Origin of the sequence: Maridesulfovibrio zosterae DSM 11974 (assembly GCF_000425265.1) — a bacterium.
In the GTDB taxonomy this organism is placed as follows: Bacteria; Desulfobacterota; Desulfovibrionia; order Desulfovibrionales; family Desulfovibrionaceae; genus Maridesulfovibrio; species Maridesulfovibrio zosterae.
Map to the genome: position 1 here is coordinate 398,623 of NZ_AUDC01000012.1, position 14,297 is coordinate 412,919.

Genomic DNA, 14,297 nt, shown 5'->3' on the forward strand with positions numbered 1-14,297 from the left:
ACCAGTCATTCTCTTTTAGCCTTGCACCGAAAATTGGTCAATAGAAGTTTTACATCTAAGAATCAAGCATAGCGCATATGTTATTCTGGAATATATAAAATATAATAGAATATTTTCTAATACTTACGAAACGTAAACTCGTATCTACTTTGAATAGCTTATAAGATGCCTTTGATCTGAAAAAACTACTACTGTATGATAGAACTTTTAACCAGACCATAGGAGAAACATGAACAATCCGGTCCCTCTTTATCTTAACCATCTACATTTGCAAAAATTACTTATCCGTTGATAAAGTCGTTTCGAGCTGACTTTGTAATCCTGTATAATAAGACAGCATTTCATCCAATGCGGCGTATTTACGAGTCAAACTAGATTCAAGAGAATCCAGCCTTGCCTCCTCATCATAAATCTCATCTTCAAGCTTACCAGTCAGAGTCTCATAGCTTTCAATAAGAAGTGGAACGGCCCCACTATCAACGTCAGTCATAGCAGTACATAGATCTGCCAATTGTCCACATTTCCCCTGCTGAATAGTCACGGTGCTTGAGTATGTACCATCGGTCAAATCAGTAATCTGCAAATAAAGACCATTCGCATCGCTATCACTCTGAGCCAGCAAGGTACTGCCATTGATTTTCATTTCATTACCGTTAATGGTAGCCGAAGTTATCGCCCCACCAGACACGGTATATTCAACATCATACTCACCTCCGGAGGTCAGACCTGAAATAGTAGAGAGAATCTGAACTGAAGAATTACTAGACTTTGCCTCGCCGGATGCGGCAAAAAGCATTGCCACGGCTTTTGGGTCTTCACTCAGAGCTTCCTCAAGTTCATCATAATCAATTTCAAGCTGCCCGAATGTAGAAGATCCTTCGTCACTATCAGTACTTATCCCTATCGTGGAAAGTGTGGTGAAAAGATCACCTTCGCCGGTATCACTATCATAGCGCTGAAAACCGACCCCCATAGTGGATAGAACATTTTTTATTTGAGAATTCACCATACCAAGTGAGCTATCTTTTAGATAAAATGTCCCCTCATCGTCGGCACCAGTATCAAGCGCACCGGTAAGATCCAAAACATCGTAGAGAATCTGATTTACGCTGCTCACAAAAGACTCAATGGTCTCAGTCATAGCGGCAGTATCATATGTAACACCAATAGTAACCCCGTCCCCATCGGTTGTAGAATTGAGTGCTACGGTCATGTTATCAATTACGTCATCAAGTGAATTGGAAGCCCTTTCCATCCACTCATTAGCACCGGAAGGATAACCATCAATCTTAATCTGTGCATTCTGAGCTGTCTGGGTATTTGTAAAATCTGCAGGATTAACAGAATCCAGAGCACTCAAATCCTTAATGACAATGGCATTGTCCTTACCAGTATCTTCACCTGCAAATTTTAAATGATAGTTTGTTCCATCAGAAACAAGTGAAGCATTTATTTTTCCATCACACTCTGCATTACTGTTTATTTGATCTATCAATTCCTGTGCAGTTGTCCCGGCTGCAATTGCAATAGTTATATCCTTACCGCTATACGACAGGGTTATGCTGGAGTCGCTTGAAGCAATGGATGTAGCCGCATCAGCTATATCGTAAGATTCTGCAATCCACACATCTTTTTTGGCAAGCTGGTTTACAATAAGATTATAAGAACCTTCACCAGCCCCGTTTTCTACAGTAGCCGTGACCTCATCACCTGAAACAGATCCCTTGTATGAAAGAAATTCGTCCAGCTCATCTATGCCTTGCAGGGTTGTTGAAAGACCTATCAATTCCTCATCAAGAGCGGTTAAAAGCGTTACTGCAGACTCGGCATCTTCAAGATCAGCCTCGTACTGCTCCTTTTTATAACTTTCACCTTCTATGGTTGCCTCTATAAGAGCACTCCAGTCAGTACCATTCCCCAATCCATCGATTGTAAAACTTCCAGAATTAGTATTAGACGTATAGCTGCTTGATGTAATAGATGAAACCATGACCTATCTCCTAAAGATAATCCAGAATGGACATACTTATAACTTTGGATGTTGAACTGAGTACGGCCTGATAAATGTACTGTGCTTTGCTTAATTCCACTGTCAGTGCAGCGCTGTCTGCATCTTCCTCGTCACTGATGGAGTCTGTTATTCGATCACGCGTGTAGCTCAGGCTGGTACCTATAAAATCTGCTTTTTGCTCCCTAGATCCAATATTGGCATTTATGCTGTTCAACAGTTCATCACCATCACGAAGAGTTGCAATCGAAGTTGCTACCCCATCCTCATTACCTATCCAAAGATTAGCTACGGCATCACTGATTGATTCAAAAAGATTAGGTTCAGAATATGCATTACCAGTCGCAGCATCTACTCCGCCAAAAACGTCGCTACCTACTGTATTAACGTCAACATCCACACTCTCAGAAATATCAATAGCCATGGCCTCATCAGCTCCAGTGTAGGATAAAGAATTTCGCACAACAAACTGGCTGCCTGTTTCTGCGTCGTTATCTCTAGCCGTAACTGCCGTCCCGGCATTCATTGATACTGTCACATCTCCGAGATCAATGTCCGTATCTGTTGCCGCCATTGATCCGGTCACCCAGTCGCTACCACCGTTAAGGGAGTAGGTATAAGTAATTGCATCTGTACCAATAGTGCCGTCAGAGGTGAATTCAACAATGATGGGATCTTCAAGCTCGCCGGAGAATGAGACAAAATTACTCTTGGCCGGAGAGTCACCAGTAACTGTTACTCCCGGCACATATTCATAAGGAGATGTATCTGTGGCCTCGCCTGAAAAAATATAATCATCTCCTGATTTGGCGTTGGCAATGGCTAAAAGGGAATCCATATAAGCCATCATATTTTCAGACATGGACTGAGACTGCTCGTTGGAATAAGTTCCCGTTGCTCCCTGTTCGGCTTGTTCCAAAACAAAAATCATAAGTTCACTGGCGTTAACAAGCAAACCGTCAGCAGTTCCAAGAAGACTCCCTGCCAGCTGAGAATTATTGTAATAACCCTCAAGAGTTTGATCGTAACTTCGCAAATTTACCACATTCCCCATACCTGCCGGATCATCTGAAGGAGTATTGATTTTCTTCTGGCTGGCACTTTTATTCGAAACTTCAGTGACATAATTGAGAGACTGACTGACATTCGAAATGCTCTGCGAATATATTTGCGATGTACTTATTCTCATTACGGACTCCTACATTATACCTAGGATGGTATCCAACATCTCGCGGGTTACAGAAATAATCTGACATGCGGCCGTATACTGCTGCTGATATTTGGTTAGATTGACGAGTTCCTCATCAACATTAACTCCGCTTACAGACTCCTGCTGATCATAATAAAGCTGTGCTGCGGAAGCATCACAGATAACCTGAGTCTCAGCAGTTGATGCGGCTGATCCCACTTCAGAAATCAGGCTGGCAAGATACTCTGTAAGTGATGAACTTTGTTCAGCACCTTTTTCTCCGATGCTTACCTCTTTACTTAAAAGATCATTGACTGTTTTAGCTGTATCATTACTTCCTGAAGAGACGGTTCCGTCAGTTCCAACTTCCCCGCAATTTATGTGAGAAGGATTTTCTGTTGCATAAGAATTGACTTTAATATCACCTGCTGAACTTCCCTCAAAAAAAGTATTTATACCTGCTGCAGCAAGAAAACCTGATGAGTCTTCTCCGAATTCAAAAGATAAGCCTGACCCAGCTTGAATTTCTATTTCACCATCGCTGTTAACAGAAGCAGTCAGAACTCCAGTAAAGGCAGAGTTTATTGATGCGACAATATCGTCGAGAGAGTCCGTCGCAGGATCAACAGAAATAGACGAGTTGGAAGTCGGATTACCATTTGAATCATAAGTATAGATTGTGAACTCGCCGGACTTAATTTTATCTTCATATGTAAGACCGCTTTTATTTAAAGCTGCTGTCTGGTCAGTAACGCCATAGCTCCCCTCAACGGCAGAATGACCTTCTAAACCAGCACCTTGTGAATGCACTGAGTTAACTTCCCAAACCATAGCCGAAGTATAATCATTAAGGTCACTTAAGGCAGGCTCAATATAATCATCTCTTACTTTGAACAGACCGGCTATTGATCCGCTGGAAACTCTGTTTGCCACATCAGTACCACTGGCATCAGTCATAGGAGTCAAATTAACCAGAGTCCCGCTGTCACCTCTCCAGTATAGGCCTGTTTTGGGTGTAATAGTGTAACGATCACCTTCAGTATGATCGGTTGTTCCACCGGAAAAAGATATTTCTACTCCGGCAATTGTTACAGAGTTATCAGCATCTCCTGCTGTATAGAGAAGAGTATTGCCGTTTTCATCCTTTTCCCAAGTTTTGCCTCCATCGAGAGAAACTTTAAACTGAGCGGCTCCGTCTGGACCGGAAGTTTCGAACTCAAGCATCAACTCTTCACTGGAAGTTCCTGAGAATTTCAGTTCACCGTCATAGTTTGAAGTAGGCTGTAAAGATTCAGATGACTTTGCACCACTGTATGCAAGCTTGTGTGTTTCTGATCCCTCAACCAAAGGCTGACCTGATTCGGTATAAATTTTAGTCTGCCCATCGCTTGAAGTCAGCACCTCAACACCAACAAGTTCATCAAGTTCCCGAATAGCCTGATCTCTGTTGGAAATCAGTTCGTAATTTTCCGGTGAAGCTGCAATCTGTTTATTCAGCAACCCGATAGAATCAATAAGCTCATTAGCTGAATTTACTTGATCGATAATCTCTGATTCAACGCTATCAGACATACCTTTAAGTTCAGAGGAGGTAGAATTTAAGGAGTAAATCAGAGATTGAGCCTCACCTAATAGATCCTGCCTTTCTGCAAGTGAGTCAGGATATGTGGCGAGGTCATTCCATGCGCTCAAGAATTCATCCTGTGCTGCGGCAAGTCCGATACCATCACTCTGATTAAAGAGAGAATCCATCTGTGATAAAAACTTATTCAAAGCATTGCTGGATGCAAGATCTGCGGAAGCCGAAAGATACTGCTTCTCAATGAAGCTGTCCCAATTTGCCTGAATTCCAACAATATCTGCGCCTGTACCAATACTGTTACCATACGCTGTAATATTATCGTTGCTGGAATATACTGCATCAGCCCGCTGGTATCCGGGAGTCTCCGCATTGGCAATATTGTTACTGGTCGTATTTATTGAAACCTGAGCATTTGCTACAGCTCTCTGCCCTATGGCTAATGCATTACTAAGCATGATATCTCCAGCGTCCCTTCAGAGCTTTGGGGCCCCTCCGGGATCTCAAATCTTATGAAATATTTGAGATCCCATTTTATTACTACGTAGTCGACTAATAGACTTTAACTGCCTATATTCATTAATATATAGACATAGCTGCTATAATTAACGTTTCAATCCGACTGCTGTTTGCAACAGTGAGTCTGCTGTGGTTACAACTTTACTGTTAGCCTGATATGATGATTGGATAATAATGAGCTCAGTCATTTGAGAAGCGATATCTACGTTAGATGCTTCAAGAGCATGCGAAACGACTTTCCCAAATCCCGCAGAACCAGCTGTTCCGATTATTGCCTCACCGGATTCAGTGGTCGCTCTGTATAAAGAACTACCTTCAGCCGCCAGACCGCTTTCATTTGTAAAGTCGGCTAAAGCCATCTGATAAAGCTCAATAGACTGACTGTTGGAGTAGTTACCGATAAGAACACCTTTTTCGTCCACATCGACTGAAACAAGAGAACCAGTAGCGTATCCGTCCTGAGTTATGCCATATGTAGCTGATGAACTATCGCTGTAGCTGGTGGTTGCCCCCAGATTCAGGGTGTAATCACTGAACTTAGGCAAGTCGGAATAGCTGGTAGTGGCTGCTATATCGCCAAGAGTTGAGATACCACTGGTAGTTGTCCAGGTAGCATTATCGCTGGACATTCCGAAACTTATAGAAACATCCTGACCTTCCGAGCTACCGGTAAAATTAAGATTCACTTCCGGTGAGCCTTCTGGGCTTAAATCCGAGAGTCCCCAGTTACTGGCATCCTTAGTATCAGTTGAAGCTGCTGCATTAGACAGAGTAAAAGCAGTTACAGAAGTCATCTGACCTTCAGAATTGAAAACCAGAGTTCCGACCATAGCTAAACCGGCACCACTAGTTGTATTAAGTGACACGCCGTCTGAACCGGAACGCAGATCATCTTCAGCTTCAAATGCAGCTACATATTCCCAGACAATACTGCCATCTGCATCAACATCAACGGGGTCCATGTAAAAAGTCATATCATGAGCAGAACCATTCTCATCATATACAGTCATTGTAGTGGAATAACTGTATTGGGAATCATCCAGCGGCGGCTGCTCAGTTCCATCATACAACTCAAAAAGAGAGGTATAAGGATTGGTCGTTTTAGCCTCATCTACACTTTGCGAGTCAAGGTTCATGGTCAAAGCAATCTCAGAGGTAGCCTTCGGTGGAGACTGGGACTGATCCAATTGAATTGTGGTAAGAGAACCTGATGCAGTGCCATCTTCTATTGCCCATCCCTGAACCTGATTGCCATACGTATCGACCAGAAATCCGTTCTTATCAAAATCAAAATTACCTGATCTGGTATAATAAGTTGTATTCGTATCTGGATCCACAACGACATAATAACCGTCGCCGTTCATGGCTACATTTGTAGAGATACTTGAATCATCATATGACCCCTGCGTATAATCAGTGTTGATAGTCGCCACTCCTGCGCCGTTACCGACCTGAGAAGAGCCACCGCCAGTAGTTATCGCTGAATAAAAAAGATCTTCAAAGACAGCATCCTTACTTTTAAAGCCAACCGTTGAAGAGTTTGCAAGATTGTTAGAAACAACTGATGTAGCCTGCGAATTTACATGAAGACCGGAAATTCCCGTGTACAATGAACTTGTAATACTCATTTTTTGCTCCTTAAATTTATGAAATGAAAGTCACGTCAGCCATAGAGACTTCCCGACCGTCATCCAGAGTCAAATTTGTAGTGCCGGAATCAGAAGAATCCACAGCTGTGATTGTTCCAACAGATTTAATATAGGCCGCTACAGCTGCGTCATTTTCATCGACAGCAAAAGCCAGAGCTGTGTAAGTACCATCAACATTAAGCTTACCTTGCGCTGTGAGCTCTTCACCTGAAATATTATATTGTCCGGCCTCAACGTCAGAAAAATAGACAGTGTCAACCAAAGCTCCGCTTGAGTCATAAATATTCAATCCCAAGGCAGCTGCATCATCCTTAAGGTCAACGGTTACTCCCGAAGCAGTTCCATCCTTAACAGTGATAACACCGCCATCTGCCAAAACTTCCTGACCTATCAAAGTGGAAGTACTGAGAGATGACAGAGCATCAAGCTGATTGATGATGGTCTCAAGATTTGTATTCTGCGCAACATCCTCATCAAGCATGGCGTAGTTGGTCATCTGGTTGATCATTTCAGAGTTATCAACAGGATTAGTAGGGTCCTGATATTCCAGCTGAGTTGTAAGAAGTGTCAGAAAATCAACCTGATCGATCGAAGTATTATCGCTGGCATTTTTAGTGACAGTTGTTTCTGATCCGGTATAAGAGACGCCTTCAACAGTCATGATACAATCCTCCTTACTCTGGCCGCACCGAAATGACGGCGAAGCTTTAAAAGAGCCTGGTGTTTAATGCAGCGTACTGTACGAGCAGTAATGCCAAGATGTTGTGCAACCTCAACGGCTTTTAAGTCACCCCAAAATATCATTTGAAGTACTTCACTTTGTCTTTTAGAGAGAAGACCGTCAGGAATTGTTAATTTTACTTTTTCTATATCTTCCGCAGCATAGTCATCTAAATCTTCTACATTAATATATATACAATGCCTTTTACGCATGTAATCTATAGATACAGACCTACTTATGATGTATATCCACGTGTTAAGAGAACTTTTTTCAGAGGAGTATTTTTCAATATATTTATTCTTAACAATTTTAAAAGCTATTTCTTGAAAAACTTCATCTATATCATATGATGAAATAGAATTATATTTTGATCTTAAAAACTTATTAACAATACACTTTATAAGTTTAGTATTTTCTTTAAAAAATACATCTACATTATTAAAGTCATTATATTCAAAATTCTCTTTAATATAAGTATTCATACTTCCTCCTAATAGCTAGAATGAAGCAACTTACATTCCTCACAACATTAAAATAGAACTGAATTACATATAGAATAAGATAGCCAACATTTATGTTTTATAAAAAAAGTAAAGGACAATTAATTTAAAAGTCCCTGAATTAACTATTCTTAATAATAAACAGGCGTGTTTTAATAGAATTCAATCAATTGACATGAGGTAAAAAAGAAGAAGGAAATTTTTGCCGGATATTTTGACAGGGTAGAACTCGTACAATACAAAAACCAAGATCATGCAAACAGAGGCAAAGCCGACTGCCCTGTTTAAGGGTAAAAAAAAGGACCCGGTAAACCGGGCCCTCAGACAAACTAAAAGTGGATGCTAAGATTTTAACCGATCAGAGACAAAGCCATCTGCGGCAGAGAGTTTGCCTGTGAAAGCATGGAAACAGCTGCCTGAGTTATAATCTGCTGCTTTGAATAGTTAGTCATTTCAGTAGCAACATCTACATCAGATATCTGAGACTCTGCAGCAGCAAGGTTTTCAGCCTGAATCTCAAGGTTTGAGATTGTTGCGTCAAGCCTGTTTTCAGTAGCTCCAAGGTTTGCTCTAATCTTATCCTTAGAGGTAATCGCAGCGTCGAGAGCTCCAAGAGCTGCCTGTGCGGCTTCCTGAGTTGAAACAGTATAACCGGCATCTAGTGCACTCTGATTACCTACCCCGAGAGCAGAAGCGGTACAATTTCCGATTTCAACAGTATACTTATCCTCTGCGGAATCATTTCCTGTTCCGAAGTGGATCGTCATGGCCTCATCACCATCAAGATTACCATTCAGAAGGTAAATACCATTAAAGTCAGTTGCACTGGCAATTCGTGTTATTTCCGATGCCATAGCCTGATATTCCTGATCGATCAGAGCTCGCTGGTCAGAAGTATATGATCCGGTTGAGGCCTGTTCTGCCAGTTCCTTCATGCGGATAAGCTTCTCATCCACAACGGAAAGAGCGCCGTCAGCTGTCTGAATCATTGAAATACCATCGTTAGCATTTCGTACGCCCTGACCAAGTGTAGAAACATCAGAACGCATTAACTCGCGTACCGCCAAACCAGCGGCATCATCAGATGAAGAGTTGATACGCAGACCTGACGACATCTTCTCCGTTGACTTCCCAAGAGCCTTATATGAATCATTAAGGTGACGGGCAGCGGAATTAGCCATTGTGTTGTTGTTAATTACCAAACTCATAAAAACCTCCGTGTTGTATCGTACATCCTTGCACTATAAGTCAGGTGACCGATTCACCTGCTTGTACTTATTTATACGCAGCGGAGTTAAAGAACGTTTATATCGGAAAATTATTCATAGAAGGCTTGCTGTCATACATCTATACAGTTCAATATTGAATCTTAATGTTTCTTAATGTTATTAACATTTTTTTACACAAAACTTTTTTGCTTATTCCTTCTAAACAATTATGGTCCTACACAGGAGAACATTATGAATAAGATACTTCTTATAGATGACGACCCTGAAATGGGAGAACTGTTGTCCACCTATCTGGACGGCGAAGGTTACACACTGCATCACGCATGCACAGCAAAAGATGGCCTGAAAGTGATAGAACATGGAGATTTTGAGCTTGTACTTCTGGACATTGTGTTGCCCGATATCAGCGGACTTAATGTACTGGGAAAAATCAGGCAGGATTCTACCATTCCAGTCATCATGCTGACAGGTAAAGGAGATGAGGTGGATAGAGTTGTAGGTCTTGAAATGGGGGCAGATGACTATATTTGCAAGCCGTTCCCGCTTCGTGAACTGCTGGCACGTATGAGAGCTTCGCTCAGACGCTGCTCTATGAGCAAATCGTCCATCATCCATACTCCCAGTTCAAAAGGAAAACTCAAAGTTGGCGGAATTGAGGTCAATCTTGATTCCCAGTCAATAATAGTCCAAGGATTAGAAACTCACTTCACTGCAGCTGAATTCAGTATTATTGAACATTTAGCTGTTAATTGCGGAAAACTTGTTGAACGTGATGAGCTTATGGAAATAGCTTTAGGACGTACTGTTGATTTTGATGACTATGTTCTTAATGTTCACATGAGCAACCTACGCCGGAAAATAGGTGATTCAGTTGCTATCAAAACGATCAGAGGACGTGGATACATGATGACAGCAAGAAATAAAACCGAAGCATGATCCGTTTACGTTTAGCTGTTATTGCTCTCTTATTCTCACTACTGGTCATTGCAACCAGTATTTTACCATGTTTTGCAGGAGACACGGATGTCACCTCAGAACTGGACTCATTAGACCTTGAAGACCTTTTACAAGTTGAAATGGTCTCTCCTTCTGAACGCAAACAATCTCTCGAACATATTCCAGGGTCATATACTATTCTTACCGCTGAAGACATCAAAAGCAGCGGAGCTAAAAATATCCCCGAAGCGTTAAGAACAGTTCCCGGTGTAATGGTCACCAGAACAGACACAGCTAAATGGTCTATCGGAATTCGCGGTTTTTCAGGAGTTTTTAACTCCAAACAATTAATACTGGTAGACAACCGCCCGATAACCTCCCCTTATTTTGACGGCGTAATATGGTCTACCAAAGATCTGGCAATTGAAACAGTTAAACGAATCGAGATTATCCGGGGACCGTGGACTAGCCTGTGGGGTTCTGAGTCTTTTAATGGAGTAATAAATATAATAACAAAATCCGCTGCAGAAATGCAGGGAACCCAAAGCGTAACTACAGCCGGAACTGACGGGGCAAGTCAATTTATACGTCATGGCGAAAAAGTTACCAGTAAGGGTACGCTCGCCGTATATGCTAAGGGTGGATATGAAGGTGGAAAATCCTATAAAATAAGAGGTCGAACAGAAAAAGGGTCAACAAACTGGGTTACAGGATCTGCCGGATTCAGAACAGACTGGCTCAACACATACACTGATCAATTCTCACTTCAGGGACAATTATCAACATCGACAATTGACGAAAAATCTCCCCCCGGAAACCATTTCTCATCTGACAATGAGAAAAAAGAGTACAGCGGATATACTCAACTTCTCTGGGACCGGAAAACCGGAGTAAATTCCGGCATGCAATTTCGCACATCCTATACCAGAGACGCAATTACTCTGGAGGATATGGATGTAGAGTCAAATGCAGTTGATGCTGAGTTCATATACTCTGCTGAGAAAATGGGTGTACATCTCCTTACTTTTGGCTTGGGTGGACGTTATTTCTGGGATTCATTCAGTCAAGGAAAAAAAGTTTCAGTTATAAATGATAACATCTACAGACTTGATTTCAGCGGCTTTGCCAAAGATAAAATAACTATTATAGACGAAAAACTTTTTCTGACACTGGGTCTAAAACTTGATTACTCCGGTTCCAATGACCTTTCACCGCAACCAACAGCTCGATTACTTTACACTGAGGGTGATGAAGAATACTGGTTGGCTCTCTCTCAGGCAACCAGACAACCGGGTAACTGGATTCGTGAAGGCAATTACAAAATCAAAGTGAGAGACACCACATACGATGTTAATATTTCCAGTAATCTTGAACCGGAACAGTTAAGCTCTATTGAAGCCGGTTATCGTAAACTTTTCAGTAAAACACTTAAACTGGATTGGTCACTTTACTTCAATAATTATGATAAACTCGCAACTTTTGAACTCGACAATGATAATAATACGGCCACTCCAGCAAGTAATCTTAGCGGATTAACGTACGGGACCGAAATAGCACTTGACTGGTCTCCACTGTCTTTCTTAACTCTAAGACCATCACTTGATCTTTCAAATCAAGATTTTTCAAGAACTGGTATTAATATCCCTGGTTTTTCTCCTCCAATAAACAGTCCTATATACAGTGTTAAACTTCAAGCCCTGTTCAATATTTCAAAAGAATGGGAGTTTGATTTATTTTCATCATATCTGAACACTATGGACGGGAAAGACCTATCCACAGGATTCGGACTTGATGCGAGACTGGCATGGACACCACGTAATGACCTATCAATTGAACTGATCGGTGATAGCTTACTAGGGGGTGTCAACGATGGAGATTTTGTCCCCGCAGAACCCTCATACACTCTGAGGTTAACGTGGGATTTCTAAAAATCCATAAAATAATGGCAGTTATGCTTGCCTCATTCTTTGTGCTATATTCTATACCGATTGAAACGGCACAAGCCCGCATAGTAGCCACTCAGCCACAGCTTCAAGCTCTGTTTATTAAAAAAATAACCAAGTATGTTCTGACACCGGATATGAATAAAATTTCCGCAATCAGACCTGTAACGGTTGCTGCAATTATGCCGCATGAAATGGCTGCTTTTTTTAAAAAAAGCGATGGATTCAAACTAGTACGCTGGCCTGCTGCTAATTGCGAAGTACTTTTTATTGGAGATGTAAATCCACGGATTATGGCAGCTGTATTGGAAAAAGTTAAAGGTAAACCAATTCTAACTATAGGACGCAGCCCTTATTTTCTAAGCATGGGAGGTATGATTAATCTGGTTGAAAACGGATCCCGCTTTAAATTGCAAGTAAATGTATGTGCTGCCCGTAAAGCTGGGCTTACAATCAGTTCCAAGCTTCTCAAGCTATCTGACGTTTACTGTGGAGAAAATCCTCAATGACCATATACAGCAATAGTATCGGCCGTAAAATAAGTGTTGCGATACTAGGAACAACCATTGCTGCACTCATAATTTCGATGACACTTAATGTAGCTTCATTCTTTCACTCTTATCGTCAGGCAACCATTCAAAAAGCAACAGGACTTGTTAAGGTACTGGCAACGTCCATCACTCCTGCCCTCGACTTCTCAGACCGGGATGCGGCAATAGAAGTTTTGAATTCCCTATCGTTAATTGGCAATGCCGTTGGAGCAACAGTTTTCACAATTGATGGAAAAGTATTTGCGTCCTTTGGTAAGAAAGTTGAATCCCTACCCGCAAAAGATCTCGACTTACTTATTGAATTTAATAAATTCCAAATTGTACAGCCAATAAAATCAGGTAATGAAATTCTTGGATATTTATTGCTGGACGGACGTTTTTCAGATCAGTTGGACTGGTTTTACCAAAATATTATTTCATCGCTGTTTATTCTGCTCACAGTTTTGACAGTATGCATAATTGCAACGAACTATGTCCGCAAAAAATTAACCCAGCCCATAGGTCAGCTTACTGCTGCCGTTCGAGATATCTCCAGAAGTAAAGATTATTCTCAACGAGTTTCCTATCGCAGTGATGATGAAATCGGTTACCTTGTAACCGAATTCAACTCTATGCTCTCCAAGATAGAGACACGTGATGTATGGCTTAACAACCATCGAGAAATGCTTGAAAATATTGTATCCCAACGCACAAAACAGTTGCGCGCTAAACAGTCTGAACTTGAGAAAAAAAATAAACTGTTGGTAAAGCAAATCCATGAAAGACGTACTGCAGAGATGATCCGGGACGAGGTTGAACGTATTAACAGACATGATTTAAAGTCTTCTCTCAATCTGGTCATAGGTTATCCCGAAATGCTCCTTACCGGTGATCCTCTTACCACTGAACAACGCAAATATATAAAGCGGATCGCATCAGCCGGTTACCGCATGTTGGATATGATTCAATTTCATCTGGATATGTTTAAAATGGAACAGGGAATTTATCGGTTGAAAACCATGAAGGTAGATCTGATTGACCTAATGACATCCCTTGAAGAAGAAATGGCCCTGTTGCTAAACCAGACCGATGTAAAGCTTTCCATAATGCTGGATGGCGAAGAAATCGAAGGAATGGAAGAAATTCACCTTACAGGAGAAGGGATGCTGCTGCGCACTATGTTCCGGAACCTGATCAAAAACGCAGTAGAAGCTTCAACTGAAGGTGACAAAGTTACTATTGCAATCCAAAACGGTCCACCTATCAATGTATCAGTAAAAAACAGTAAGGCTGTACCGGAAAATATTCGTGAGAAATTCTTTAATAAGTATGTCACTCAAGGAAAAGAGGACGGGAGCGGGCTCGGCACATACTCGGCCTTGTTGATTGCAAAAACACATCAGGCAAACATCCAGATGCGAACCTCTGAAAATTCTGGAACAGAGGTAATTACGACCTTCCAACCGGAGGACTCCGCAACCTGATTACCACATA

11 protein-coding genes are annotated in these 14,297 nt (G+C 41.5%); 4 read left to right on the forward strand and 7 right to left on the reverse strand.

Annotation, left to right across the window (positions count from 1 at the left end):
* Positions 1 to 277: 277 nt before the first annotated feature.
* The 7 genes from fliD to H589_RS0108760 form a co-directional block, all read right to left on the reverse strand.
* Positions 278 to 1,990, reverse strand: a complete 1,713-nt coding sequence (fliD, locus tag H589_RS0108730; RefSeq protein WP_027721673.1) for a flagellar filament capping protein FliD — start codon at positions 1,988 to 1,990, stop codon at positions 278 to 280.
* Positions 1,991 to 2,000: 10 nt separating this feature from the next.
* Complete coding sequence (gene flgL / locus H589_RS0108735; RefSeq protein ID WP_027721674.1) at positions 2,001 to 3,197, reverse strand: flagellar hook-associated protein FlgL; 1,197 nt, start codon at positions 3,195 to 3,197, stop codon at positions 2,001 to 2,003.
* Between the two features lie 9 nt (positions 3,198 to 3,206).
* Positions 3,207 to 5,234 (reverse strand): flagellar hook-associated protein FlgK, encoded by a 2,028-nt coding sequence (gene flgK / locus H589_RS0108740; protein ID WP_027721675.1) that lies wholly within the window; start codon positions 5,232 to 5,234, stop codon positions 3,207 to 3,209.
* Between the two features lie 147 nt (positions 5,235 to 5,381).
* Positions 5,382 to 6,923 carry a flagellar hook protein FlgE gene (locus tag H589_RS0108745; RefSeq protein WP_027721676.1) on the reverse strand — a complete coding sequence of 514 codons (1,542 nt, stop codon included), beginning with the start codon at positions 6,921 to 6,923 and terminating at the stop codon, positions 5,382 to 5,384.
* A 16-nt stretch (positions 6,924 to 6,939) separates the two neighbouring features.
* On the reverse strand, positions 6,940 to 7,605 hold the full coding sequence (locus H589_RS0108750) for a flagellar hook assembly protein FlgD (protein ID WP_027721677.1): 666 nt from the start codon (positions 7,603 to 7,605) through the stop codon (positions 6,940 to 6,942).
* Positions 7,602 to 8,147: a sigma-70 family RNA polymerase sigma factor gene (locus tag H589_RS0108755; protein WP_027721678.1), complete on the reverse strand. Its 546-nt coding sequence runs from the start codon at positions 8,145 to 8,147 to the stop codon at positions 7,602 to 7,604. The genes H589_RS0108750 and H589_RS0108755 overlap by 4 nt, the downstream gene beginning before the upstream one ends.
* A 368-nt stretch (positions 8,148 to 8,515) precedes the next feature.
* Entirely contained in the window at positions 8,516 to 9,373 is an 858-nt protein-coding gene (locus H589_RS0108760) for a flagellin N-terminal helical domain-containing protein (RefSeq protein ID WP_027721679.1), read from the reverse strand.
* A 252-nt stretch (positions 9,374 to 9,625) separates the two neighbouring features.
* Between H589_RS0108760 and H589_RS0108765 the strand changes: the two genes are divergently transcribed.
* Genes H589_RS0108765 through H589_RS19450 form a run of 4 tightly spaced genes read left to right on the forward strand, consistent with a single transcriptional unit; the run spans position 9,626 to position 14,287 of the window.
* On the forward strand, positions 9,626 to 10,330 hold the full coding sequence (locus H589_RS0108765; RefSeq protein WP_027721680.1) for a response regulator transcription factor: 705 nt from the start codon (positions 9,626 to 9,628) through the stop codon (positions 10,328 to 10,330).
* Positions 10,327 to 12,258 (forward strand): TonB-dependent receptor plug domain-containing protein, encoded by a 1,932-nt coding sequence (locus H589_RS0108770; protein WP_027721681.1) that lies wholly within the window; start codon positions 10,327 to 10,329, stop codon positions 12,256 to 12,258. The genes H589_RS0108765 and H589_RS0108770 overlap by 4 nt, the downstream gene beginning before the upstream one ends.
* Positions 12,246 to 12,782, forward strand: a complete 537-nt coding sequence (locus H589_RS20370; RefSeq protein WP_051249680.1) for a YfiR family protein — start codon at positions 12,246 to 12,248, stop codon at positions 12,780 to 12,782. Before H589_RS0108770 ends, H589_RS20370 begins: the two co-directional genes overlap by 13 nt.
* The gene (locus tag H589_RS19450; protein WP_035075524.1) at positions 12,779 to 14,287 is read left to right on the forward strand and encodes an ATP-binding protein; all 1,509 of its coding nucleotides are present in this window, start codon (positions 12,779 to 12,781) and stop codon (positions 14,285 to 14,287) included. Before H589_RS20370 ends, H589_RS19450 begins: the two co-directional genes overlap by 4 nt.
* Positions 14,288 to 14,297 lie beyond the last annotated feature (10 nt).